The sequence below is a fragment of the Roseateles aquae genome (assembly GCF_032337115.1).
GTDB lineage: Bacteria > Pseudomonadota > Gammaproteobacteria > Burkholderiales > Burkholderiaceae_C > Roseateles_C > Roseateles_C aquae.
The window spans coordinates 91,999-114,679 of sequence record NZ_JAVXZY010000013.1; the positions used below are offsets into that span (position 1 = coordinate 91,999).

General features: G+C 66.1%; 19 protein-coding genes. 10 read left to right on the plus strand and 9 right to left on the minus strand.

From position 1 onward, the window contains the following. The first annotated feature begins 4 nt into the window (after positions 1-4). The 4 genes from gspF (at position 5) to RQP53_RS23060 (ending at position 6,743) form a co-directional block, all read left to right on the plus strand. Positions 5-1,219: a type II secretion system inner membrane protein GspF gene (gene gspF / locus RQP53_RS23045; RefSeq protein WP_315653069.1), complete on the plus strand. Its 1,215-nt coding sequence runs from the start codon at positions 5-7 to the stop codon at positions 1,217-1,219. Between the two features lie 119 nt (positions 1,220-1,338). Continuing rightward, positions 1,339-2,328 (plus strand): AAA family ATPase, encoded by a 990-nt coding sequence (locus RQP53_RS23050; RefSeq protein WP_315653070.1) that lies wholly within the window; start codon positions 1,339-1,341, stop codon positions 2,326-2,328. A gap of 66 nt (positions 2,329-2,394) precedes the next feature. Further along, complete coding sequence (locus RQP53_RS23055; protein WP_315653071.1) at positions 2,395-3,291, plus strand: 5'-nucleotidase; 897 nt, start codon at positions 2,395-2,397, stop codon at positions 3,289-3,291. Positions 3,292-3,356: 65 nt separating this feature from the next. Beyond that, positions 3,357-6,743, plus strand: a complete 3,387-nt coding sequence (locus RQP53_RS23060) for a S41 family peptidase (RefSeq protein WP_315653072.1) — start codon at positions 3,357-3,359, stop codon at positions 6,741-6,743. 84 nt (positions 6,744-6,827) lie between these two features. Here the strand turns inward: RQP53_RS23060 and tyrS are convergent, their stop codons facing one another. Continuing rightward, the gene (gene tyrS, locus RQP53_RS23065; RefSeq protein WP_315653073.1) at positions 6,828-8,087 is read right to left on the minus strand and encodes a tyrosine--tRNA ligase; all 1,260 of its coding nucleotides are present in this window, start codon (positions 8,085-8,087) and stop codon (positions 6,828-6,830) included. Between the two features lie 261 nt (positions 8,088-8,348). On the opposite strand from tyrS, the gene RQP53_RS23070 reads away from it, so the two are divergent. Together RQP53_RS23070 and RQP53_RS23075 are read left to right on the plus strand one after the other, a co-directional pair. Beyond that, positions 8,349-9,731, plus strand: a complete 1,383-nt coding sequence (locus RQP53_RS23070) for a M23 family metallopeptidase (RefSeq protein WP_315653074.1) — start codon at positions 8,349-8,351, stop codon at positions 9,729-9,731. 29 nt (positions 9,732-9,760) lie between these two features. Continuing rightward, positions 9,761-10,867, plus strand: a complete 1,107-nt coding sequence (locus tag RQP53_RS23075) for an anhydro-N-acetylmuramic acid kinase (RefSeq protein WP_315653075.1) — start codon at positions 9,761-9,763, stop codon at positions 10,865-10,867. Positions 10,868-10,943: 76 nt separating this feature from the next. Here RQP53_RS23075 and erpA read toward each other — a convergent pair whose 3' ends face one another. The 3 genes from erpA to rplM all read right to left on the minus strand — a co-directional run bounded on the left by erpA (position 10,944) and on the right by rplM (position 12,355). Further along, on the minus strand, positions 10,944-11,318 hold the full coding sequence (erpA, locus tag RQP53_RS23080; RefSeq protein WP_315653076.1) for an iron-sulfur cluster insertion protein ErpA: 375 nt from the start codon (positions 11,316-11,318) through the stop codon (positions 10,944-10,946). A gap of 206 nt (positions 11,319-11,524) precedes the next feature. After that, complete coding sequence (gene rpsI / locus RQP53_RS23085; protein WP_285230859.1) at positions 11,525-11,917, minus strand: 30S ribosomal protein S9; 393 nt, start codon at positions 11,915-11,917, stop codon at positions 11,525-11,527. Between the two features lie 9 nt (positions 11,918-11,926). Continuing rightward, positions 11,927-12,355: a 50S ribosomal protein L13 gene (gene rplM, locus RQP53_RS23090; protein ID WP_315653077.1), complete on the minus strand. Its 429-nt coding sequence runs from the start codon at positions 12,353-12,355 to the stop codon at positions 11,927-11,929. 375 nt (positions 12,356-12,730) lie between these two features. Here rplM and RQP53_RS23095 point away from each other — a divergent pair, with 375 nt between their 5' ends. The 3 genes from RQP53_RS23095 to RQP53_RS23105 all read left to right on the plus strand — a co-directional run bounded on the left by RQP53_RS23095 (position 12,731) and on the right by RQP53_RS23105 (position 15,624). Further along, positions 12,731-13,462, plus strand: a complete 732-nt coding sequence (locus RQP53_RS23095; protein WP_315653078.1) for a GNAT family N-acetyltransferase — start codon at positions 12,731-12,733, stop codon at positions 13,460-13,462. Positions 13,463-13,600: 138 nt separating this feature from the next. After that, a complete protein-coding gene (locus RQP53_RS23100) occupies positions 13,601-14,404 on the plus strand; it encodes a DUF2726 domain-containing protein (RefSeq protein ID WP_315653079.1) in 804 nt (267 codons plus the stop codon). Between the two features lie 86 nt (positions 14,405-14,490). Then, entirely contained in the window at positions 14,491-15,624 is a 1,134-nt protein-coding gene (locus RQP53_RS23105; RefSeq protein WP_315653080.1) for a serine/threonine protein kinase, read from the plus strand. A gap of 81 nt (positions 15,625-15,705) precedes the next feature. Here RQP53_RS23105 and htpG read toward each other — a convergent pair whose 3' ends face one another. After that, on the minus strand, positions 15,706-17,586 hold the full coding sequence (gene htpG, locus RQP53_RS23110) for a molecular chaperone HtpG (protein WP_315653081.1): 1,881 nt from the start codon (positions 17,584-17,586) through the stop codon (positions 15,706-15,708). A 137-nt stretch (positions 17,587-17,723) separates the two neighbouring features. Between htpG and RQP53_RS23115 the strand changes: the two genes are divergently transcribed. Then, positions 17,724-18,329 carry a trimeric intracellular cation channel family protein gene (locus RQP53_RS23115; RefSeq protein ID WP_315653082.1) on the plus strand — a complete coding sequence of 202 codons (606 nt, stop codon included), beginning with the start codon at positions 17,724-17,726 and terminating at the stop codon, positions 18,327-18,329. 11 nt (positions 18,330-18,340) lie between these two features. Here RQP53_RS23115 and RQP53_RS23120 read toward each other — a convergent pair whose 3' ends face one another. The 4 genes from RQP53_RS23120 to RQP53_RS23135 form a co-directional block, all read right to left on the minus strand. Then, positions 18,341-18,652, minus strand: coding sequence for a hypothetical protein (locus tag RQP53_RS23120; RefSeq protein ID WP_315653083.1), 312 nt, complete (start codon positions 18,650-18,652; stop codon positions 18,341-18,343). Positions 18,653-18,748: 96 nt separating this feature from the next. Beyond that, positions 18,749-19,879, minus strand: coding sequence for a 3-deoxy-7-phosphoheptulonate synthase (locus RQP53_RS23125; RefSeq protein ID WP_315653084.1), 1,131 nt, complete (start codon positions 19,877-19,879; stop codon positions 18,749-18,751). A gap of 270 nt (positions 19,880-20,149) precedes the next feature. Continuing rightward, complete coding sequence (gene tldD / locus RQP53_RS23130; protein ID WP_315653085.1) at positions 20,150-21,613, minus strand: metalloprotease TldD; 1,464 nt, start codon at positions 21,611-21,613, stop codon at positions 20,150-20,152. 56 nt (positions 21,614-21,669) lie between these two features. After that, positions 21,670-22,548 carry a LysR family transcriptional regulator gene (locus tag RQP53_RS23135; protein WP_315653086.1) on the minus strand — a complete coding sequence of 293 codons (879 nt, stop codon included), beginning with the start codon at positions 22,546-22,548 and terminating at the stop codon, positions 21,670-21,672. Positions 22,549-22,681 lie beyond the last annotated feature (133 nt).

A 22,681-nucleotide genomic window follows, 5' to 3' on the forward strand; every position in this document is an offset into this window, starting at 1 on the left:
AGCCATGCCCGCATTCAAGTACGAAGCCCTCAACCCGGCCGGCCGCGCCAGCAGCGGCCTGGTCGAGGCCGACAACCCGCGTGCCGCACGCGCTGCGCTGCGCGCGCAAGGCCTGGTGCCGCTGTCCGTGGCGGCGGTGCAGCAGCATGGCGCCGAAGCCTCAGGCGGCTTGTTCGTCCGGCGCGTTTTCAGCGCCACGGCCCTGGCCGTCTGGACCCGCCAGCTGGCGGGCCTGGTCGCCTCTGGCCTGCCGGTCGAACGGGCGCTGACGGCGCTCGCCGATGAATGCGAAGACGCGCGCCAGCGCGAGCTGGTCGCACAGCTGAAGGCCGAGGTCAATGCCGGCGCCAGTTTTGCCCGCGCCCTGGCCACGGCGCCGCGCGAGTACGACGATGTCTACCGCGCCGTTGTGGCGGCCGGCGAGCAGAGCGGCGCGCTGGGCTTGGTGCTGGAACGCCTGGCCGACGATCTGGAAGAGCGCCAGACCCTGCGCGCCAAGCTGGTTGGCGCCATGGCCTATCCAGCCATCGTCTCGCTGATCGCCGTGGTGATCGTGATCTTTCTGGTCAGCTATGTAGTGCCGCAGGTGGCCACCGCCTTCGTCACCACCAAGCGGGCGCTGCCCGGCCTGACCGTGTTCATGCTCAGCCTCTCGGGCCTGGTGCGCAACTGGGGCTGGGCCATGCTGCTGGCCGTGGGCGCGTGCGTTGGCGGCCTGCGCTACGCGCTGCGCAATCCGGCCTTCAGGATGAGTTTTGACGCCGGCTGGCTACAGCTGCCGATCTTCGGGCGGCTCGCCCGCGGCTACAACGCAGCCCGCTTTGCCAGCACGCTGGCCATGCTGGCCGGTGCTGGTGTGCCGATTCTGAAGGCCTTGCAGGCGGCCGCCGAGACGCTCTCCAACACGGCCATGCGCACCGATGCGCTGGACGCGTTGGTTCAAGTGCGCGAAGGCGCGCCGCTGGGCTCGGCGCTGGCCGGCAAGAAGCGCTTCCCGGGCATCCTGGCCATGTTTGCGCGCCTGGGCGAGCAGACCGGCCAGCTGCCGCAGATGCTGGAGCGCGCCGCCAAGCAGCTCGGCAACGAGGTGCAGCGCCGTGCCATGACGGCGGCCACGCTGCTGGAGCCCCTGCTCATCGTCGCCATGGGGGTGATGGTGATGCTGATCGTGCTCTCGGTGCTGCTGCCCATCATCCAGCTGAACAGCATCGTCAAATAAGCGTTCGGCGTAATCCGTAACTAATCGACGAAAACCGGGCAACTCCCGAATTCCGAGCCGGCTGCTTTTTGCTTGAATGAGGCCAGGTGTCGCCGTCCACGACACCGCCAGGAGCCGTCATGAGTCAGCACGCCATTGCCTGCCTGTCGCCGCGCATCCCGATTGCCAAGATGCGCAGCGTCTTCAGCGTCACCGAGGTCGAGCAAAAACTCGGCAAACTCAGTGGTCAGGAACACGAGCCCTTGCGCAGCACCTACCGGCGCATGTTGGACAAGGGGCCGCAGCGCTTCCAGGTCAAGCCCTCCGGCCTGCCGGTGATGGACGCGCTCTACGACGAGCTGCCCAATTTCCACGAGGTGCTGGACGATGTGCGGCGCCAGATCGCCCTCTGCCAGGACAGTGGCGACGCGCTGGAAATCACCCCGCTGCTGCTGCTGGGCCCGCCGGGCATCGGCAAGACCCATTTCGCCCGCCAGCTGGCCCTGCTGCTGGGCACCGGCATGGGCTTCATCTCGATGAGTTCGCTGACCGCCGGCTGGGTGCTCTCCGGCGCCTCCAGCCAATGGAAAGGTGCACGGCCGGGCAAGGTCTTTGAAGCGCTGATCGATGGCGACTATGCCAATCCGGTGATGGTGGTCGACGAGATCGACAAGGCCGGCGGCGAGGCCGCCTACGACCCGCTGGGCTCGCTCTACAGCCTGCTGGAGCACGACACCGCTGGCGCCTTTATCGACGAGTTCGCCGAAGTGCCGGTCGATGCCAGCCAGCTGATCTGGGTGGCGACGGCCAACGACGCGCGCGGCATTCCCGATCCCATCCTGAACCGCGTCAATGTCTATGAAATCGAAGCGCCCGATCTCGACGCCGCACGGCGCATCGCGCAGCGCCTCTACGCCGGCATCCGCGAGCAGCACGACTGGGGCAAACGCTTTGACGAAGCGCCCAGCGAGGCGGTGCTGGAGCGCATGGCCGAGCTGGCGCCACGCGAGATGCGCCGCGCCTGGATGACGGCCTTCGGCAACGCCAAGCTGGCCGGCCGCGCCACCCTGCTTTGCGAGGACCTGCCCGCGCCCAACGCGCGACGCCAGCCGATCGGCTTCACGCACTGAACGTGGCACTGAACCTGGCACTGAACCCGGTCTGAGGCCCCGCATGCGGCCGCTATCATCGGCCGCATGCCTGCCACTCTCGACGGCCAACTGGTCATTGCCATCTCCTCGCGCGCGCTGTTCGATTTCGAAGCCGAAAACGAACTCTTCGAAGCGCGTGACGACCATGCCTATATGGCGCTGCAGCGTGAGCGCCTGGACGTGCCGGCCAAGCCCGGCGTCGCCTTCTCCTTGGTGCAAAAGCTGCTGGCCTTCAACAGCGGCGGCGCGCCGCGGGTCGAGGTCGTGGTGCTGTCGCGCAACGATCCGATCTCGGGCATGCGGGTATTTCGTTCGGCCCAGCACTATGGCCTTGCCATCCAGCGCGGCGTCTTCACCCGGGGTGCGCAACCCTGGCGTTATCTACGCCCCTTGAACGCCCAGCTCTTCCTCTCCGCCAACGAGGACGACGTGCGCGCCGCGCTGAATGCCGGCGTGGCGGCGGCGCGGGTCTTCCCGCTCAGCGCCCACGCCTCGGCCGAGCATCCGCATGAGCTGCGCATCGCCTTTGATGGCGACGCCGTGCTGTTCTCCGACGAGGCCGAGCAGGTCTTCCAACGCGAGGGCCTGGACGCCTTCCAGGCCCATGAAACCGCCCGGGTGCTGACACCACTGCCGGCCGGCCCCTTCAAGCCCATGCTGCAGGCGCTGCAGCAGTTGCAGCGCTCGCCGGGCGAGCAGATGCGGGTGCGCACGGCGTTGGTCACCGCACGCAGCGCGCCGGCGCACGAGCGCGCCATCCGCACACTGATGGACTGGCAGATCGAGGTCGACGAGGCGATGTTTCTCGGCGGCCTGGCCAAGGGCGAGTTCCTGCGTGAATTCGAGCCCGACTTCTTCTTCGACGATCAGGCCGGCCATATCGCCAGCGCCGCCGTCCATGTGCCGGCCGGTCATGTGGCTGGGGGTGTTACCAATCGATAGATCGCCTGCGGCGTAGACAATCCGGCGTCCAAAAAAACGCGCGGCACCGCCGCAGGAGACCTCGCATGTCCCGCCCCATCTATCAACGTCGCCTGACGACGCTTGCCCTGGCCTGTTCGCTGGGCCTGGCCGCCCTGGCTCCGTCCAGCACTGCCCTGGCCGCCGCGGGCGGGCAGCAGGGCTTCTACCGCCAGCCGGCGCTGCATGGCGATCAGGTCTATCTGGTCGCCGAGGGCGATCTCTGGCGCGCCCCGCTGGCCGGCGGCCGCGCGGAGCGGCTCAGCACCCATGCCGGGCAGGAAACCAGCCCCGCGGTATCGCCCGACGGCCAGTGGCTGGCCTTTGTCGCCCAGTACGACAGCGCCGGTGATGCCTATCTGATGCCGGTGGCCGGCGGCGTGCCCAAGCGGCTCAGCTGGGAAGGCGGCGATGTGCGCGTCTGGGGCTTCACGGCACAGGGCGAGGTGCTCTACACCGCGATGGCCGAAAGCGGCCAACCGATCACCCAGCTCTACGCGGTCGACACCAAGACGCTGCAGCGCCGCACCTTGCCAGTCGGCCAGGCCAGCGACGGTGCGCTGAGCGCCGATGGCAAGACGCTGTACTTCACGCGCAATGGCTTGCGCGGCGACAACGCCCGCCAGTACCGCGGCGGCGCCATCGCCCGGCTGTGGGCCATTGATCTGGCCGGCAAGGCCGAGGCCCGGCCCTTCATTGCCGAAGGCGCCAACGACCGCCGCCCCATGCCCTACCAGGGCGCCGACGGCGCCCGCATCGCCTTCCTGTCCGACCGCGACGGCACCGTCAATCTGTGGTCGGTCAATGCCGCCGGCCAGGATCTGCGCCAGCACAGCCAGCACAAGGGCTGGGACATCCGCCATGCCTCGATCGACGGCAGCCGCGTCGTCTACGCGCTAGGCGCCGATCTGTACAGCCTCAATCTGAACGCGCCGGCCGCGGCCGCGCCGATTGCCGTCCAACTCGGCGGCGACTTCGATCAGCAGCGTAGCCGCTGGATCCAGAAGCCGCAGGACTTCCTCAGCCACCAGGCCTTCGCCCCCAACGGCGAGCGCGTCGTGCTGAGCAGCCGCGGCCATCTGGCCACCCAAGGCGTCGGCACGCTGCGCCGCGCCGAGCTGCCACAGCCGGCCGATGGCCGCTGCCGCCAGGCCGAGTTCAGCGCCGACAGCAAGCAGGTCTTTGCCTTCTGCGATTTCAGCGGCGAACTGGAAATCTGGCGCTTTGCCGCCAACGGCCTGTCGGCGCCCGAGCAGATCACCCGCGGCGGCAACAGCCTGCGCATGAATCTGAGCGTCTCGCCCGACGGCCGCTACCTGGCCCACAGCGACAAGCATGGCGCCCACTACCTGACCGATCTGAAGGCCGCCGGCGGCCCAGCCACGCGCGAGATCCTGCGCAATCCGCTGAGCAATGAAAACCTGCAGCTGGTCTGGTCGCCCGATGGCCGCACACTGGCCCTGGTGCAGGCGCTGAAGAATGTCGATCGCAGCCAGATCACGCTCTACCAGGTCAGTGACGGCAAGAGCCAGGTGATCACCAGCGCCCGCTACAGCAGCGACTCGCCGGCCTTCTCGGCCGACGGGCAGTGGCTCTACTTCCTGTCGCGCCGCCACTTCGCCGTCAGCGGCGAATCCAGCCCCTGGGGCGACCGCGTCATGGGGCCCTTCTTCGACCGCCGCACCAAGCTCTATGCGCTGGCGCTGCAGCCGGGCCTGCGCTCGCCGTTCGCGACCAAGGATGAGCTGGAGGCCGAAGCCAAGAAGGACGAGAAGAAAGAGGACAAGAAGGACGAAAAAGCTGGCGATAAGGCTGGCGACAAGAAAGATGACAAGAAGGAGGCCAAGGCGGCCTCGCCAGCCATCGTCTGGGACGGCCTCGCCGAGCGGCTGTTCGAGCTGCCGGTAGCAGCGGGCAATTACAGCGATCTGCGCACCGATGGCAAGCGGCTCTGGTTCTTCGACCAGGCGGCCGGCAACCACCACGGCAAGCATGAGCTGAAGACGCTGGCCGTCGACAACAGCGGCGGCGCGCCCGAGACGGTGTCGGCCAATGTGCGTGAATTTGCGCTCAGTGCCGATGGCAAAAAGCTGATGCTGGTGCGCGACGCCGGCATGGGCGCAGCGGCCGAGGTGCTCATCGTCGATGCCGCGCCCAAACTGCCTGGCGAGCTGGCCAAGAGCCAGGTGCGCTGGAGCGACTGGCAGATCGCCACCGACCCCAAGGCCGAATGGCGCCAGATGTTTGCCGATGGCTGGCGCATGCACCGCGACTATTTCTACGACAAGGACATGCACGGCGTCGACTGGACCGCCATGCGCACCAAGTACGCGCCGCTGGTCGAGCGCGTCACCGACCGTGCCGAGCTGGCCGAGCTGATGGCGCAGATGGTGGGCGAGCTGAGCCTCTTGCACAGCCAGGTAGGCAGCCCCGATCTGCGCAAGGCGCCCGACGAGCCCGCGCTGGCCGGCCTCGGTGCCCAGCTGAGCCGCAGCAGCGCCGGCCTGCGCATCGATCGCATCCACCGCGGCGACGCCGAACTGCCCTCTGAACGCGCGCCGCTGGACGCCGCCGGCCTGGACATCAAGGAAGGCGACACCATCGTTGCCATCAACGGCCGCAAGGCCAGCGAGGTGGCCCATGTGTCCGAGCTGCTGCGCGGTCAGGCCGGCAAGCAGGCGCTGCTGCAGCTGCGCGGCGCCGATGGCAGGGAACGCCAGCGCATCGTCACGCCGGTGCCGGCACGGCGCGAGCAACAACTGCGTTATGCCGACTGGCGCTACTCGCGTGCACGCGCCGTCGATGCCGCTTCACAAGGCCGCTTCGGCTATCTGCACCTGCGCGCCATGGGCCCGGAGGACATCGCCGATTTCGCCCGCGAGTTCTACGCCCAGACCGATCGCGAGGGCCTGATCATCGATGTGCGCTTCAACAACGGCGGCAGCATCGACAGCTGGATCCTCGAGAAGCTGCTGCGCCGCGCCTGGATGTTCTGGCAAGACCGTTCGCCCGCCGGCGCCGCGGTCTACCCGAATATGCAGCATGCCTTCCGCGGCCAGCTGGTGGTGCTGACCAATGAGGAAACCTATTCCGATGGCGAGACCTTCTCCGAAGGCTTCAAGCGCCTGGGCCTGGGACCGACGATTGGCAAGCGCACCTCGGGTGCCGGCGTCTGGCTGTCCGATCTGAACCGCCTGCTCGACAACGGCATCATGCGCGCCGCCGAAAGCGGCCAGATCGCGCCGGATGGCCGCTTCCTGATCGAAGGCGTCGGCGTCACGCCCGATATCGAGGTCGACAACCCGCCCCGCGCCACCTTCCTCGGCGGCGACGCCCAGCTTGATGCAGCGATTGCCCACCTGAGAAAGGCCATGGCCGACAAGCCACTGCAGACGCCAAAGCCGGGGGTCTATCTGCGGCCCATCAAGCAGTAAGCCGGCCGGCTGAAAGCGAAACGGGAAGCCGCGCGGCTTCCCGTTTTTATTGGCTCGGCGCTTGAGCCTGCCAAGGCTGACGCCTCAACTCAGCGTCACCCGCGCGAACTTGCGCTTGCCGACCTGGGCAACATAGCTGCCGGCCTCCAGCTTCAGGCCCTTGTCGCTGATGGTGGCGCCGTCGATCTTGACGCCGCCCTGCTCGATCATCCGCGTGGCCTCGCCACCGGAGGCCACCAGGCCGGCACCCAGCAAGAGCTTGCCGACCATCAGCGGCGCGCCGCTGAGCGTGATCTCGGGGATGTCGTCCGGGATGCCGCCCTTGGCGCGGTTGTTGAAGTCGGCCTCGGCCGCGTCGGCCGCCGCCGCGCTGTGGAAGCGCGCGGTGATCTCCTTGGCCAGCATCACCTTGGCGTCCTTGGGATTGCGCCCGCCCTCAACCTCGCGCTTCAAGGCGGCGATCTCGTCCAGGCTCTTGAAGGACAGCAGATTGAACCACTTCCACATCAGCTCATCGCTGATCGACAAGACCTTGGCAAACATGGTGTTGGCCTGCTCGGTGATGCCGATGTAGTTGTTCTTGGACTTGGACATCTTGTCCACGCCGTCCAGGCCTTCCAGCAGCGGCATGGTCAGGATGCACTGAGGTTCCTGGCCATATTCGGCCTGCAGATGGCGCCCCATCAGCAGGTTGAACTTCTGGTCGGTACCGCCCAATTCCAGATCAGCCTTCAGCGCCACCGAGTCATAGCCCTGCATCAGCGGGTAGAGGAACTCGTGCACCGAGATCGGCGTCTGGCTGGCGAAGCGCTTGGCGAAGTCATCGCGCTCCATCATCCGCGCCACCGTGTACTTGGCGGCCAGCTGGATCATGCCGCTGGCGCCCAGCGGTTCGCTCCATTCGCTGTTGTAGCGAATCTCGGTGCGCGCCGGGTCCAGCACCAGGCTGGCCTGCCTGTAATAGGTCTCGGCATTGGCCTTGATCTGTTCCTTGGTCAGCGGTGGCCGGGTGTTGTTGCGGCCCGAGGGGTCGCCAATCATCGAGGTGAAGTCGCCGATCAGGAAGATCACCTGGTGACCCAGGTTCTGCAACTGCCGCATCTTGTTCAGCACCACCGTGTGGCCGATATGGATGTCCGGCGCGGTCGGGTCCAGGCCCAGCTTGATGCGCAGCGGCACGCCGCTGGCCTCGGACTTCTGCAGCTTCTTCAGCCAGTCGGCCTGCGGCAGCAGTTCCTCGCAACCGCGCAGCGAAATCGCCAGCGCCTCGCGAACGGCATCGGAGATCGGCGCCGCCGACTCGGCAGACTCTGTTTTTTGGGGGGGAGTTCGAGATTCGGACATGGACGGTGCGAAAGGCGTGCGCAGGGCGAAGGTAAAGCCGGGAGGAGCCGGGTTTCCTAGGCGTTGACGCAGCGATCGCCTGGGTATACTCGCGGCAGTTTTTCTCGTCCAGCGCCCCAACAGGGGTCTTGGGCGTAAAAACGACAGATTCTAGAGGACGGCTCGTGATTGCCGCTTCCGCCCCGCCCGTCAGCGCTGTTTGCTGAACCGTAAAACAACAAGGTCTGCGTCGTCAGACACCGAAACGAGCCCTGTTAGAGCGTGATTGCCTGGACTTCCGAACTGAAATTGGCTCTGGCGCGAGCCGAAGCCTTTGCAGCTCGCCATCCGCGCGCGCTGACCGGCACGGTGGTGACGGCGCTGAGCGGCTTTGCCGTGACCGCCTTTGGTATCGCGCCGCTGGCGCCTGATGCGGTCGACCTGCCCCAGCGCACCATCGCTGAGGCGCCGCAGACGCTGGATCTGCAGGCCCAGCTGGCTGAACTGGCCGCTCACGACATCGGCCTGATCCGCAGCGACCTGACCCGCAGCAGCGACACCGCCGACAGCCTGCTCAAGCGCCTCGGCGCCTTCGACCCGGCCTTCGCCCAGTTCCTGCGCAGCGACACCACGGCCAAGCGGGTGCTCCAAGGCCGCGCCGGCAAGATGGTGCAGCTAACGGCCAATGCCGAAGGCGTGGTCGAGAGCATGGTCGTGCGCTTCCCGGCCGAAAAGGCCGAGCAGCAATCCACCCATTTCAGCCGTCTGACGCTGTCGCGCCAAGGCAGCGGCTTCAGCGCCAAACTGGAGACCGCGCCGCTGCAAGCCCAGGTGCGCCTGGGCAGCGGCACGATTCGCACCTCCTTGTTCGCCGCCACCGACGACGCCCGCATCCCCGACAGCATCGCCTCGCAGATGGCCGATATGTTCTCGGGCGATATCGACTTTCATCGCGAACTGCGCAAGGGCGATCGCTTCTCCATCGTCTACGAAAGCCTCAGCGCCGACGGCGAGCCGATCAGCTGGGATGGCGCCGCGGGCCGCCTGATCGCTGGCGAGTTCGTCAACAACGGCCGCAGCTACAGCGCCGTCTGGTTCAAGGACACCGCCAGCGGCAAGGGCAGCTTCTATGGCTTTGACGGCCAGAGCAAGCGCCGCGCCTTCCTGGCCAGCCCGATGGAGTTTTCGCGCGTGACCTCCGGTTTCGCCATGCGCTTCCATCCGATTCTGCAGACCTGGCGCCAGCATCTGGGCATCGATTACGGCGCCCCGACCGGCACCGCGGTGCGCAGCGTTGGCGATGGCGTAGTCGAGAGCGCCGGTTGGCAAAACGGCTTCGGCAACGTCGTCCATCTGCGTCATGCCGGCGACCGCACCACCGTCTACGCCCACCTGAGCCGCATCGATGTGAAGAAGGGCCAGCGCGTCGAACAGGGCCAGAAGATTGGTGCTGTTGGCGCCACCGGCTGGGCCACCGGCCCGCATCTGCATTTCGAATTCCGCGTCCGCGGCCAGCACCAGGATCCGCGCGCCATCGCCAAGGCCTCCGAAGCGGTGCCGCTGCCGAACTATGCACGCGGCCAGTTCTCGCAGACGGTGGCCAGCGTCAAGGCGCAGCTGTCCGCCGCCGAGGCCATGGGCAGCGGCGTCAGCGGCAACGACTGAATCCCGCAGGCCCGCCGGGCCCAGCATCCATGCCAGCAGCTGAGCATTTCATCGGCCTGATGTCCGGCACCTCGCTGGACGGGGTGGATGGTGTGATCGCCCGCTTCCCAGAGGCTGGCGGCATCGAGGTCATCGCCCATCAGCACCAGCCCTTCCCCGCCGAACTGCGCGCAGAACTCTTGGCCCTCAACAGCAGCGGCGCAGACGAGTTGCGCCGCGCTGCGCTGGCCGGCAATGCGCTGGCACGCAGCTACGCCGCACTGATTGAGCGGCTGCGTGCCGAGGCGCCGCAGGCCGATATCCGCGCCATCGGCGCCCACGGCCAGACCGTTCGCCACCAGCCCGGCAGCGGCGATGGCATCGGATTCACCTGCCAGCTGCTCAATGGCGCGCTGCTGGCCGAACTCAGCTGTATCGATGTGGTGTGCGATCTGCGCAGCCGCGATGTCGCTGCCGGCGGCCAGGGGGCACCGCTGGTGCCTGCCTTTCACCAGGCCGTGTTCGCCCAGCCGGAGCGCGCCGTGGCCGTGCTCAATATCGGTGGCATCAGCAATGTGAGCCTGCTGGGCGAGTCGGTCAGCGGCTTTGACTGCGGCCCGGGCAACTGCCTGATGGACCACTGGGTGCAGCGCCATCTTGGCCATCAGTTCGACGCCGACGGCGCTTGGGCACGTCAGGGTCAGGTCTTGCCTGAGCTGCTGCAAACGCTGCTGGGCGAACCCTTCTTCAGCCAGGCCCCGCCGCGCAGCACCGGGCGCGACCTCTTCAACCCGGCCTGGCTGCAGGCGCGCCTGGAGAGGCATGCCGCGGCTTCCGCCGTCGATGTGCAGGCCACGCTGCTGGCGCTGACGGCCCATGGCATTGCCGGCAGCCTGCAGCAGCAGGGCTGGAGCCACGGCGAGCTGCTGGTTTGCGGCGGCGGCGCCTTCAACGGCGCGCTCCTGGACGCCTTGCAGGCCTTGCTGCCCGGCATGCAGCTGATGTCCAGCGGGCTCAGGGGGCTGCCCCCGATGCAGGTCGAAGCGGCGGCCTTTGCCTGGCTGGCCGAGCGCTTCATCCGGCGGCTGCCGGGCAATCTGCCCGCCGTCACCGGCGCGGCCGGGACCAGGCTGCTGGGCGCCCTCTACCCGGCCTGATTCAGCCACAAGCATTCGGCGGGCACGAAAAAGCCACCCGCAGGTGGCTTGGCTCAAAGGCTCAGTGGCGCGACGCTCAGACCGAGAAGCTCGAGCCGCAGCCGCAGGTGGTGGTGGCGTTCGGATTCTTGATCACGAACTGCGCACCCTGCAGGTCTTCCTTGTAGTCAATCTCGGCGCCCATCAGGTACTGCAGGCTCATCGCGTCGATCAGCAGCGTGACGCCGTTCTTGTTCATCGCCGTGTCGTCTTCGTTGACGACCTCGTCAAAGGTGAAGCCGTACTGGAAGCCGGAGCAGCCGCCGCCCTGCACGAAGACGCGCAGCTTCAGATCGGGATTGCCTTCCTCGGCCACCAGGTCGCGCACCTTTTCCGCTGCGCTGTCGGTGAAGATCAGCGGGGCCGGGATGTCGCTGGGGCCAGCCACGGTGGATTCGAGAACTGCGCTCATGCTCTTGGTTCCTGAAGCTAAGTAATTGCCTGGATTATCGCCCAGTCCGGCGCTCGGGTATTCATGAGCCGGTGGCTTGCCCTTGTTCGGCGGCGGGCTTTGCCAGCGCCGCGCAGGCGATAAGCCAGGGCAGAAATGAAACAAGGCCGCGTGAAGCGGCCTTGTTGCGAGCCTGGCTTGAGCGAACAAGCCAGACTGAAAGGAGATCAGCGCTTGCTGAACTGCTTCCGGCGACGTGCACCGTGCAGACCGACCTTCTTACGCTCGACTTCACGCGCATCACGCGTGACGAAGCCGGCGCGGCTCAGTTCGGGCTTCAGGGCTGCGTCGTAGTCGATCAGAGCGCGGGTGATGCCGTGGCGCACAGCACCGGCTTGACCCGACTCACCACCACCGTGGACGTTGACCTTGATGTCAAAGGCTTCGCCATTGTTCGTCAGCAGCAGGGGCTGCTTGGCGATCATGATCGAGGTTTGACGGCCGAAATAATCAACGATGGCCTTGCCATTGATGATGATTTGGCCCGTGCCCTTCTTGATGAAGACACGTGCGACCGACGACTTGCGACGGCCGGTACCGTAGTTCCAGTTTCCGATCATGGCCGTTCCTTAGATGTCCAGAACCTTGGGCTGCTGAGCGGCGTGCGGGTGGCTGCCACCTGCGTAAACCTTCAGCTTCTTCACCATCGCGTAGCCCAGCGGACCCTTGGGCAGCATGCCCTTGACAGCCTTCTCCAGGGCGCGGCCCGGATGCTTGGCTTGCATGTCCTTGAACTTGGTCGCGTAGATGCCACCGGGGAAGCCGGAATGACGGTAGTACACCTTGTCATTGGCCTTGTTGCCGGTCACACGCAGCTTGTCCGCGTTGATGATGACGATGAAATCGCCGGTGTCCACGTGAGGCGTGTAAATGGCCTTGTGCTTGCCGCGCAAACGGAGTGCCACTTCGCTGGCAACACGTCCGAGCACCTTGTCGGTGGCGTCAATCACAAACCACTCGTGCGTCACTTCTGCCGGCTTGGCGCTGAAGGTCTTCATGAGTTTCTCTCTTGTCATCCGCCGTCGGCATGCGCCTGGGCGGATAAGTCGAATGGCTGAAAAATGCCCTCTGCCTGGTGTTCGGTGCTGCTTGTATCCCTGTCAGACCTGACGGCCTTGCCAGCGTTGCAGCCTCTCACTTCTCCAAGTGCAAAAAGACTTCTTTCCCGCAGCCAAAGTACAGGAAAGCCCGCTAGTGTATCAGCCTTGGTGAGAATCACCAAATGCACAGCCGGCCGAGCCGGGTTGAACGCGAGCGCCGTGTGCGGCTGGAGCCGACTCCCTACAGATGCGGGAGTCGTTCGTTCAGACATCACGGTTAATATCAGGGTTTCTACGGTCACGCCCGCCGGGCGCGATAAACCCTTGGCCTCCATGAACCCGCCTGAACGCAGCAGCTCCTTGGTAGATGCCGCCGAGCAAGACAGTCGCCGCAGCGGCTGGCTACCTCGTGGCGCCCTGCAGCGCTGGGCCTCCTGGGTGCCGATACGCTCGCTCTCGCGCCGCCATCGCCATCGCATCACAGAGCATCTGCTGGCCTTGACCGACGCCGATCGCTATCTGCGATTCGGCTACCCAGCGTCAGACGAGCAGATCAAGCGCTATGCGATGTCGCTGGACTTCGCCCGCGATGAGGTCTTTGGCATCTTCAACCGTCGGCTCAAGCTGGTCGCCATGGCCCATCTGGCCTACGAGCCCGCGCCTCAACGCCAAGGCAAGCCGGCCATGGCCGAGTTTGGCGTGTCGGTACTGGCGGCTGCCCGCGGCCGTGGCTATGGCGCCCGGATGTTCGAGCACGCGGCGTTGCACGCCCGTAACCGCGGCATCGAGACCATGTTCATTCACGCGCTGAGCGAGAACGCGCCCATGCTGCGCATCGCCCGCAATGCCGGCGCCACGGTCGAGCGTGATGGCAGCGAATCAGAGGCCTGGCTGCGCCTGCCGCCGGATTCGGTGTCCTCCCACGTCGGCGAAGCGCTGGAGCGCCATCTGGCCGAGCTGGACTTCCAGTTCAAGCGCCATGTCCGGGTGCTAGGTGATTTCATCGATGGCGTTGCCGAGGTGAAGGCGCAATATCAGGATGCCGGCAAGGCCGCGAAGCAGTGACACTTGTGCGCGGTCTGCGCACGGCCTCCCCGGCTTGCAGGGGTAGGCCCGGGGTGACATCTTGCAATCTTCAGTTACATTCTTTACATAAGCGCTTGAAGTCAACAAAGCGCAGCACTCATCGAGATCTCGAGGGACATGCAAACTACCGTTCCATGGATCATTGCGCTGCTGGCCTGTGCAGGCCTGCTGGTGCTGACATTGCTGTGGGCGTTCAAGCGCTCTGGCACGAACAGCAAGCAGCTGCCGACCGAGTGGTCGCTGACGGCCCGCCCGGTGTTCAGCACCGATGAGCGCCGCGTGCATCGTTTGCTCAAGGAGGCGCTGCCGCATCATGTGATCCTGTCCAAGCTGCCCCTGGTGCGCTTCTGCCAGCCCACCGAGGCCAAGGAAGTGCGCTACTGGTTCGAATTGCTGGGCAGCATCAACGTCACCTTCGCCATCTGCAGCCCGAATGGCCGCGTGCTGGCTGCCGTTGATCTGGACAGTGAACGCAGCGTGTCCGGCCGCAGCCTGCAGATCAAGCAGGCCGTGCTGGGCGCCTGCCGGGTGCGCTATCTGCGCTGCCCGATCGACAACCTGCCCAGCCCGGCCGAATTGCAGCTGCTGGTGCCCTTCAGCAGCAGTGCGCGCGGCCCGCTGCCGGCGCCAGCGCCTCAGGTCCAGCAATCACGCCATGGCAACGCTTCGGCACCGCGGCGCAACGGCCTGTGGCAGGACTCGGCCATGTTCGGCGACTCCTTCTTCGCACCAGACAGCCGCTACGACTCCGCCACCGGCCGCAGCCTGCAGCGCGATGGCGCCGAGGCGCTGCACGCCAGCCGCCCCTTGTCGCGCGGCGCCTTCTCTGAGCCCATGGGACTGGATTCGCAATACCCCGACGAGGCCTCGAACGATATCGTCGGCGTCGTCGTCGACACACCGCGCTACGGCATGCGCTAAAGTCGCTGGCAGTTCGCCCACGGCGCCCACCGTTCCGGTCGGCGCCGTTTGCTTTTTTTGGCCGACCTTCCGGGGCCGCCCCATCCATGGACTCCAATCAGTCTCACCGTCTGACACCCAACGGCCACTCACAGCGCGCCGCCCAGGATGCGCAAAACAAGAGCTTTGCCGCGCTGACGCCAGAGTTCATGCTCGACGCGCTTGATGGCGCCGGCCTCTACGGCGATGGCCGCATGCTGCAGCTGAACTCCTACGAAAACCGGGTGCTGCAGCTGCATCTGGAAGATGGCCGCATTGCCGTCGCCAAGTTCTACCGCCCCGGGCGCTGGAGCGATGCACAGATCCTGGAAGAGCATCGCTTTGCCCAGCAACTGGCGGCTGCGGAAGTGCCGGTGGCCGCGCCCTGGCCGCTGCAGTCACAGCGTGCCGATCTGCTGCTCAGCGGCGAACCCGCGACGCTGGCACACTACCAGGGCCAGCGCTTTGCCGTCACGCCGCGCCAAGGCGGCCGCGCGCCGGAGTTGGAAGATCCCGAGGTGCTGTGCTGGATAGGCCGGCTGCTGGGTCGCCTGCATGCCGTCGGGCGCCAGCAGCCCTTCAAGCACCGGCTACGTTGGGTTGGCGCCGAACCGGGCCGGCTGGCCCGCGATTGGTTGATCGAACAAGGCGCCGTGCCGCCCGATATCCAGCCCGCTTGGGACGATGTGGTGCAGCGCTGCCTGGCCCGCATCCAACAGGCCTTTGATGCCATTGCCGGGCTGCAGCTGCTGCGCCTGCATGGCGACTGCCATCCCGGCAACATCCTGTGGACGCCCGACCGCGGGCCGCATTTCGTCGATCTCGATGACGCCGTCACCGGCCCCGCCGTGCAGGACCTGTGGATGCTGCTGTCCGGCGACGCCCAGAGTGCGCGCCAGCAACTGGCCAGCGTGCTCGAAGGTTATGAGATGGTGGCGGAGTTCGATCGCCGTGAGCTCAGCCTGATCGAGCCGCTGCGCACGCTGCGGATGATTCACCACAGCGCCTGGCTGGCCAAGCGCTGGAGCGATCCGGCCTTTCCGCTGGCCTTTCCCTGGTTTGGCACGCCCAACTACTGGAACGACCAGGTCGCCAAGCTGCGCGAACAGCTGGAAGCAATGGAACCGGCCGAGGATGAAGCGGCGCCGCGCTTTGCCGACGATGATGACGAGCCCTTCGAATTCGACAAGGGCTTTCGCTGACAGCAGGGAACCGGCCGGCAACAAAAAGCCCGCGGGCCGTTGTGGCGCGCGGGCTGGGTGGCCGGCTGAGGCCTTGGAGCGTCAGACCAGCAGCATCGCATTGATGCGGCGCACATAGGCCGCCGGATCATCCAGGTGGCCGCCCTCGGCCAACACGGCTTGATCGAACAGCACATGGGCCAGGTCATCGAAGCGCTCGGCACGTTCCAGCTTCTTGACCAGCGCGTGCTCGGCGTTGATCTCCAGCGTCGGCAGCGAAGCCGGCGCGGCCTGACCGGCCTGCTTCAGCAGGCGGGCCAGATGGCCGCTCATATCGCCTTCCTCGACGACGATGCAGGCCGGTGAATCGACCAGGCGGGTGGTCACGCGCACGTCCTTGGCGCGGTCTTTCAGCGAGGCCTTGAGCCGCTCCAGCACCGGCTTGAAGCTCTCGGCCGCTTCCTCGGCCTTCTTCTTCTCTTCCTCGTCCTGCAGCTTGCCCAGATCGACGGCGCCCTTGGCCACCGACTGCAGCGACTTGCCTTCGAACTCGAACAGGTGCGAGAGCATCCACTCGTCGACGCGGTCGGTCAGCAGCAGCACCTCGATGCCCTTCTTGCGGAAGATCTCCAGCTGCGGGCTGTTCTTGGCGGCGGCCAGCGTGTCGGCGGTGATGTAGTAGATCGCTTCCTGGCCTTCCTTCATCCGCGACACATAGTCGGCAAAGGACACGCCCTCGTCGGCATGGGTCGAGGCGAAGCGCAGCAGCTTGGCCAGGCGCTCCTGGTTCTGGTGGTCTTCGCCGATGCCTTCCTTCAGCACCGCGCCGAAATCCTTCCAGAAAGACGCGTACTTGGCGCGCTCAGCGGCGTCCTCGCTATCGGCCAGTGCTTCCAGCATGGACAGCACGCGCTTGGTCGAGCCCTCGCGGATCGCCTTCACATCGCGGCTTTCCTGCAGCAGCTCGCGGCTGACGTTCAGCGGCAGGTCAGCCGAGTCGATCACGCCCTTGACGAAGCGCAGGTACACCGGCATCAGCGCCTCGGCGTCGTCCATGATGAAGACGCGCTTCACATAGAGCTTGACACCGCCGCGCTTGTCGCGGTTCCACAGATCGAACGGCGCCTTGGCCGGGATGTAGAGCAGCTGGGTGTATTCGCTGCGACCCTCCACGCGGTTATGCGTGTGCGCCAGCGGCGCCTCGGTGTCGTAGCTGATCTGCTTGTAGAAGTTGTCGTACTCTTCCTGCGAGACCTCGCTCTTGCTGCGGGCCCACAGCGCCGACGCCTTATTGACTGACTCCCACTCGTCCTTGAGCACCTGCTCGCTCTTTTCGGCGTCCCATTCTTCCTTGCGCATCAGGATGGGCAGGGAGATGTGGTCGGAGTACTTGCTGATCACCGACTTCAGGCGCCAGGTCTTCAGGAACTCCTCTTCGCCCTCACGCAGGTGCAGGATCACATCGGTGCCGCGGCCGGGCTTGGTGATGGTCTCGACCTCGTAGTCGCCGGTGCCCTCGGAGCTCCAGCGCACGCCCTCCTCGGCCTTCAGCCCGGCGCGGCGGGTCTCGACGGTGATGCGGTCGGCGACGATGAAACCGGAGTAAAAGCCGACACCGAACTGGCCGATCAGATTGGCGTCTTTCTTCTGGTCACCCTCCAGCTTGGCCATGAACTCGCGCGTGCCGCTCTTGGCAATGGTGCCCAGATGTGCAATCGCCTCATCAGCGCTCATGCCGATGCCGTTGTCGCTGATGGTCACCGTGCGGGCGTCGGCGTCGAAGCTGACGCGCACTTCCAGATTCGGCGTGTCTTCGAACAGCGCGGCATTGTCCAGCGCCTCGAAGCGCAGCTTGTCGCAGGCGTCAGAGGCATTGGAGACCAGCTCGCGCAGGAAAATTTCCTTGTTCGAATAGAGCGAATGGGTGACCAGGTGCAGGATCTGCTTGACCTCGGCCTGGAAGGAATGGGTTTGCTTTTCCATGGCTTGTGTGTTGTCCGGCTTCAATGAATGGAGAGGTGGGCGACGGTTCGCGCCGCCCTGCGGCTGCCCATATGGGGCTGCGGATCAGCGTTTCAAGAGGCCGCGATTGTCGCCCCGCCGCTGACTACACTGCAGCGATGCTGTACTGGTTCGATCTGATGGGGGTCGGCGTGTTCGCCGTCTCGGGTGCCCTGGCCGCCATGCGCGCTGGGCTGGACCTGTTCGGCCTCTTGGTGCTGGCCGCCATCACCGCGATTGGCGGCGGCACGCTGCGCGACCTGCTGCTGAACCGCCACCCGCTGTTCTGGATGAAGGACGGGCGTTATCTGGCCGTCATCGTGCTGGCCGCACTGGCCACCCTGCTCAGCGGCCCGCTATCGCCAAGCGCGCTGCAGGCGCTGAAGATCGCCGATGCTTTGGGCCTGGCACTGTTTGCGCTGTGCGGCGCCGAGATCGCCGAGGACTGCGAGCTGCCTCCGGTGCCGGTGCTGCTGATGGGCACGCTGACCGCCACCGGCGGCGGCGTCGTGCGCGACCTGCTCAGCGGCCAGGTGCCGCTGCTCTTGCGTCAGGACATCTACGCCACTGCCGCGCTGGCCGGCATTGCGCTCTACCAGCTGCTGATGCGTGCCGGGCTGGCGCGCAACACCGCCTTTGTGCTGGGCATGGTCAGCGTGGCGACCCTGCGCCTGCTCTCGCTGCACTACGGCTGGCAGCTGCCGGTGCCGCAGCTGCCGAGCTGAAAGCGCTCGGCTCAGTACGACACGGCCAGGCGCTCGACATCGACCTTGATCAGCGCCTTGCTCAACGCCCCGCTGGTGGCGCGCGCATAGTCCAGGCCCAGTGCGGCATCGGAAAGCGCCTGCGGGCCCAGGGCGGCGGCCACGGCGAGGATCTTGTCGGCGATCAAGACCTTGCCCGAACCGCGCATCGGCTCGCAGCCATGCTTGACGAACTGCTCATCCAGCCACTGCCGCGCCGCCTCGTAGGACAGCACCTCGCTGGCGTCGACCGACAGATCGATCTGCTGGCCAGCACCGAACACCACCTTCACTTCGCTGCGCATGCAAACTCCTTGCGAGACTGAACGCCGGGACGGCCTATTGTGGCAGCGCTGCCTACGGGGCCGCACTGCGCCAGCGCAAGACCGCGCGCTCGATGATCAGCCAGCCTTGCCCCGCGACGCACTCACTGCCTCGCTGAGCACATCCAGCACGGCGAGCGAATCATCCCAGCCCAGGCAGGCATCGGTGATGCTCTTGCCATATTCCAGCTTGGCCGGGTCATCCTTGCCCGGGGTGAACTTCTGCGCGCCGTCGTGCAGATGGCTCTCGACCATCACGCCGAAGATGCTCTTGCTGCCGGCCTTGAGCTGCGCGGCGATATCGCGCGCCACGTCCAGCTGGCGCTGATGCTGCTTGGAGCTGTTGGCATGCGAGCAATCGACCATGAGCGTGCCATCGAGCTTGGCCGCGGCCAGATCCTTGACGGCGACCGCCACGCTCTCGGCGTCGTAGTTCGGCGCCTTGCCGCCGCGCAGGATCACATGGCAGTCCTTGTTGCCCTTGGTCTCGACGATGGCCACCTGGCCATTTTTGTGCACCGAGAGGAAATGGTGCGGCCGGGCGGCAGCCTGGATCGCATCGGTGGCGATCTTGATATTGCCGTCGGTGCCGTTCTTGAAGCCGATCGGCGCCGACAGTCCCGAGGCCAGCTCGCGATGTACCTGGCTTTCGGTGGTGCGCGCGCCGATGGCGCCCCAGGAGATCAGATCGCCGATGTACTGCGGCGAGATCACATCGAGGAACTCCGAGCCGGCCGGCATGCCCAGCCGGTTGATCTCCAGCAGCAGCTGGCGGGCGATGCGCAGGCCCTCGTCGATGCGGTAGCTCTCGTCCAGATAGGGATCGTTGATCAGGCCCTTCCAGCCCACCGTCGTGCGTGGCTTCTCGAAGTAGACGCGCATGACGATTTCCAGCGTATCGGCGTACTTGTCGCGCTCCAGCTTCAAGCGGCGCGCGTATTCCAGCGCCGCAGCGGGATCGTGGATCGAGCAGGGGCCGATGATGACCAAGAGCCGGTCATCCTTGCGACGCATGATGCGGCGGATGTTCTCGCGTGTGCCGACAACCAGCTTTTCCATCGGTGTGCCACCAATCGGAAAGAAGCGGATCAGGTGCTCCGGCGGCGGCAGCGGCGTGATGTCGCGGATGCGCTCGTCATCGGTCTGGCTGGTCTTGTCCTGCGGCGAGTACCAGCGTTCGGCCTGGTGCTGCACGGGTTTGGCATTCATGGGCGTGACTCTTTCCGTTTGACGTGTTGCGGGCGGGGGCCGCGCGGGCGAAAAAAAACCGCCTGGGTGCTGGACCCGGCGGTTTCTTGAAGATTCGCTGCGCTTTGCTTAAGCGTTCGCCTCTCCTCCGCCGGTGCGGTGCGAGAACCAAAAGAAAGCAAAGTAAAACTTCGGCGAATGCATGAGGTCGAATGTAGCACGCGGCCCGCGGCGGCCGTCAAGCGGCCCGCTGTTGTCAGTCTGCGTCAGTGCATGCCGCAGCGCTAACGCTCAGGCGGTGCCGCCGACGGTCAGACCGTCGATGCGCAGCGTCGGCTGGCCCACGCCCACCGGCACGCTCTGGCCTTCCTTGCCACAGACGCCCACCCCAGTGTCCAGGCGCATATCGTTGCCGATCATGCTGACGCGGGTCAGCGCATCCGGGCCGTTACCGATGATGGTCGCGCCCTTGACCGGGTACTGGATCTTGCCGTCCTCGACCCAGAAGGCTTCGCTCGCCGAGAAGACGAACTTGCCCGATGTGATATCCACCTGGCCACCACCGAAGTTGGTCGCGTACAGGCCCTTCTTGATGCTGGCGATGATTTCCTGCGGGTCCTTGTCGCCGCCGAGCATATAGGTGTTGGTCATCCGCGGCATCGGCAGATGGGCATAACTCTCACGGCGGCCATTGCCGGTCGGCGCGACCTTCATCAGCCGGGCATTCATCGCATCCTGGATATAGCCCTTCAGGATGCCGTCCTCGATCAGCACATTGCGCTGCGAGGCGCAGCCTTCATCGTCGACGTTGAGCGAGCCGCGGCGATCCGGCAGCGTGCCATCGTCCAGCACGGTGACGCCCTTGGCGGCCACGCGCTGGCCGATGCGGCCGGCAAAGGTCGACGAGCCCTTGCGGTTGAAGTCGCCTTCCAGGCCGTGACCGACCGCCTCGTGCAGCAGCACGCCGGGCCAGCCGGGGCCCAGCACCACAGTCATCTCGCCGGCCGGCGCCGGCCGGGCATCGAGATTGGTCAGCGCGGCGCTGACGGCCTGCTCGACATAGCTGGCGATCATCTCGTCGCTGAAATAAGCCAGGCCGAAGCGGCCGCCGCCGCCGCCGCTGCCAATCTCGCGGCGGCCATTCTGCTCGGCAATCACCGTGATCGACAGGCGCACCAGTGGTCGCACATCGGCGGCCAGCGTGCCATCGGCACGGGCAATCAGCACCACATCGTGTTCAGCGGCCAGGCCCGCCATCACCTGGACGATGCGCGGGTCGCGGGCACGGGCCATGCGCTCGGCGCGTTCCAGCAGCGCCACCTTTTCGGTGCTGTCCAGGCTGGCGATCGGGTCGGCATCGCCATAGAGCGCGCGGCTGCCGGCCACCGTCGACTCGGAAGGCACCTTGACGCGGCGGCTCTGGCCGGCCGCGGCGATGGTGCGCACGGTGCGGGCGGCGTCGAGCAGCGCCGCCTCGGAGATATCGTCGGAGTAGGCAAACGCCGTCTTCTCACCGGCGACCGCTCGAACACCGACGCCCTGGTCGATGCTGAAGCTGCCGCTCTTGACGATGCCCTCTTCCAGGCTCCAGCCTTCGGCCCGGGTGGTCTGGAAGTAGAGGTCGGCATCGTCGACCCGGTGTTCGGTGATCAGCCGCAAGGCCTTGGCCAGACTGGCCTCGCTGAGACCAAAGGGTTCCAGCAGTTGAGAACGGGCCGTGGCCAGGCGAGCAAGAGTGGGTTCGCGCGAAATCATCGGACCATTGTAGGAGTCCGCCGTGCTGACTGTCTCAGCCACCGTGCGTGGGGTTTTCAGGGGGCTGACCAGGCCTCGGCGATGGTGTCGAAGACCAGGCGCAGCCGGGGCGTGTCGCGCAGTTCGCGATGGGCGGTCAACCACAGCGGCAAAGGGGGGATCGGCAGCTCTGGCAGCACCTGGACCAGCTCAGGGTCGCGTGCCGCCAGCGCCACCAGGCCCACGCCCAGCCCCAGCCCGGCACGCAAGGCTTCCCACAACACCGTCTGCTGATCGCAGCGCAGCGCAAAGAAGCTGGGCTCAACGGCGAAGCCCGCTGCCGCGAAACCACGCAGGAGCTGGTCGGAGCGGTCATAGCCCAGCCATTCATGCGCGGCCATGGTCTCGCGGGTCGGCATGCCGCGCCGCTGCAGATAGCGGCGGTGGGCGAACACGCCCAGCGGCCAATCGGCCAGCTTGCGCGCGACCAACATGCCCTGGGTCGGCCTGACCATGCGCAGCGCGATATCGGCACTGCGCTCCAGCAGGTTTTCGACCTCGTTGCTTGCCACCAGCTCGATCTGTATCTCCGGATGAGCCAGGCGCAGGCGCAGCAGCAGCTCGGGCAGGAAATAAGCGCTGACGACTTCGCTCGCGGTCAGGCGCACGGTGCCGGCCAACTGCTGCTCGCGGGCCGCCAGGGCCAGGGCCAGGTCTTGCGCGCCTTCACGCATACGCCGGGCAGCCGGCAACAGGGCACGGCCCGCTGCCGTGAGGCTCATGCCACGTGGATGACGCTCGAACAAGAGCTGCCCGGTTAGGCTCTCCAGCCTGGCCAACTGGCGGCTCAGGCTGGGCTGGCTGAGCCCCAGCAGCGGCGCTGCCTGGCTCAGCGAGCCGGACTCGGCCAGCACCAGAAAGCCCTGCAGCAGGGACCAGTCCAGCGGTGTAGCCATGGTCAGTTTCGATCCATTCAGAGAGTGCGCTGGGGCGGAGCTCGCCCAGCAATTCATTTTTGCATAGCAGCACTACAGATCCAAACATTCCGAAAACGACTTGCAGCGCTCACACTGACAGCCATTGCAAACG

Excerpts from the sequence above, each read along its gene's own strand:
- gspF (WP_315653069.1), top strand. The coding sequence starts at position 5 with ATGCCCGCATTCAAGTACGAAGCCCTCAACCCGGCCGGCCGCGCCAGC.
- RQP53_RS23050 (WP_315653070.1), top strand. The coding sequence starts at position 1,339 with ATGAGTCAGCACGCCATTGCCTGCCTGTCGCCGCGCATCCCGATTGCC.
- RQP53_RS23055 (WP_315653071.1), top strand. The coding sequence starts at position 2,395 with ATGCCTGCCACTCTCGACGGCCAACTGGTCATTGCCATCTCCTCGCGC.
- RQP53_RS23060 (WP_315653072.1), top strand. The coding sequence starts at position 3,357 with ATGTCCCGCCCCATCTATCAACGTCGCCTGACGACGCTTGCCCTGGCC.
- tyrS (WP_315653073.1), bottom strand. The coding sequence starts at position 8,087 with ATGTCCGAATCTCGAACTCCCCCCCAAAAAACAGAGTCTGCCGAGTCG.
- RQP53_RS23075 (WP_315653075.1), top strand. The coding sequence starts at position 9,761 with ATGCCAGCAGCTGAGCATTTCATCGGCCTGATGTCCGGCACCTCGCTG.
- erpA (WP_315653076.1), bottom strand. The coding sequence starts at position 11,318 with ATGAGCGCAGTTCTCGAATCCACCGTGGCTGGCCCCAGCGACATCCCG.
- rpsI (WP_285230859.1), bottom strand. The coding sequence starts at position 11,917 with ATGATCGGAAACTGGAACTACGGTACCGGCCGTCGCAAGTCGTCGGTC.
- rplM (WP_315653077.1), bottom strand. The coding sequence starts at position 12,355 with ATGAAGACCTTCAGCGCCAAGCCGGCAGAAGTGACGCACGAGTGGTTT.
- RQP53_RS23095 (WP_315653078.1), top strand. The coding sequence starts at position 12,731 with ATGAACCCGCCTGAACGCAGCAGCTCCTTGGTAGATGCCGCCGAGCAA.
- RQP53_RS23100 (WP_315653079.1), top strand. The coding sequence starts at position 13,601 with ATGCAAACTACCGTTCCATGGATCATTGCGCTGCTGGCCTGTGCAGGC.
- RQP53_RS23105 (WP_315653080.1), top strand. The coding sequence starts at position 14,491 with ATGGACTCCAATCAGTCTCACCGTCTGACACCCAACGGCCACTCACAG.
- htpG (WP_315653081.1), bottom strand. The coding sequence starts at position 17,586 with ATGGAAAAGCAAACCCATTCCTTCCAGGCCGAGGTCAAGCAGATCCTG.
- RQP53_RS23115 (WP_315653082.1), top strand. The coding sequence starts at position 17,724 with ATGCTGTACTGGTTCGATCTGATGGGGGTCGGCGTGTTCGCCGTCTCG.
- RQP53_RS23120 (WP_315653083.1), bottom strand. The coding sequence starts at position 18,652 with ATGCGCAGCGAAGTGAAGGTGGTGTTCGGTGCTGGCCAGCAGATCGAT.
- RQP53_RS23125 (WP_315653084.1), bottom strand. The coding sequence starts at position 19,879 with ATGAATGCCAAACCCGTGCAGCACCAGGCCGAACGCTGGTACTCGCCG.
- tldD (WP_315653085.1), bottom strand. The coding sequence starts at position 21,613 with ATGATTTCGCGCGAACCCACTCTTGCTCGCCTGGCCACGGCCCGTTCT.
- RQP53_RS23135 (WP_315653086.1), bottom strand. The coding sequence starts at position 22,548 with ATGGCTACACCGCTGGACTGGTCCCTGCTGCAGGGCTTTCTGGTGCTG.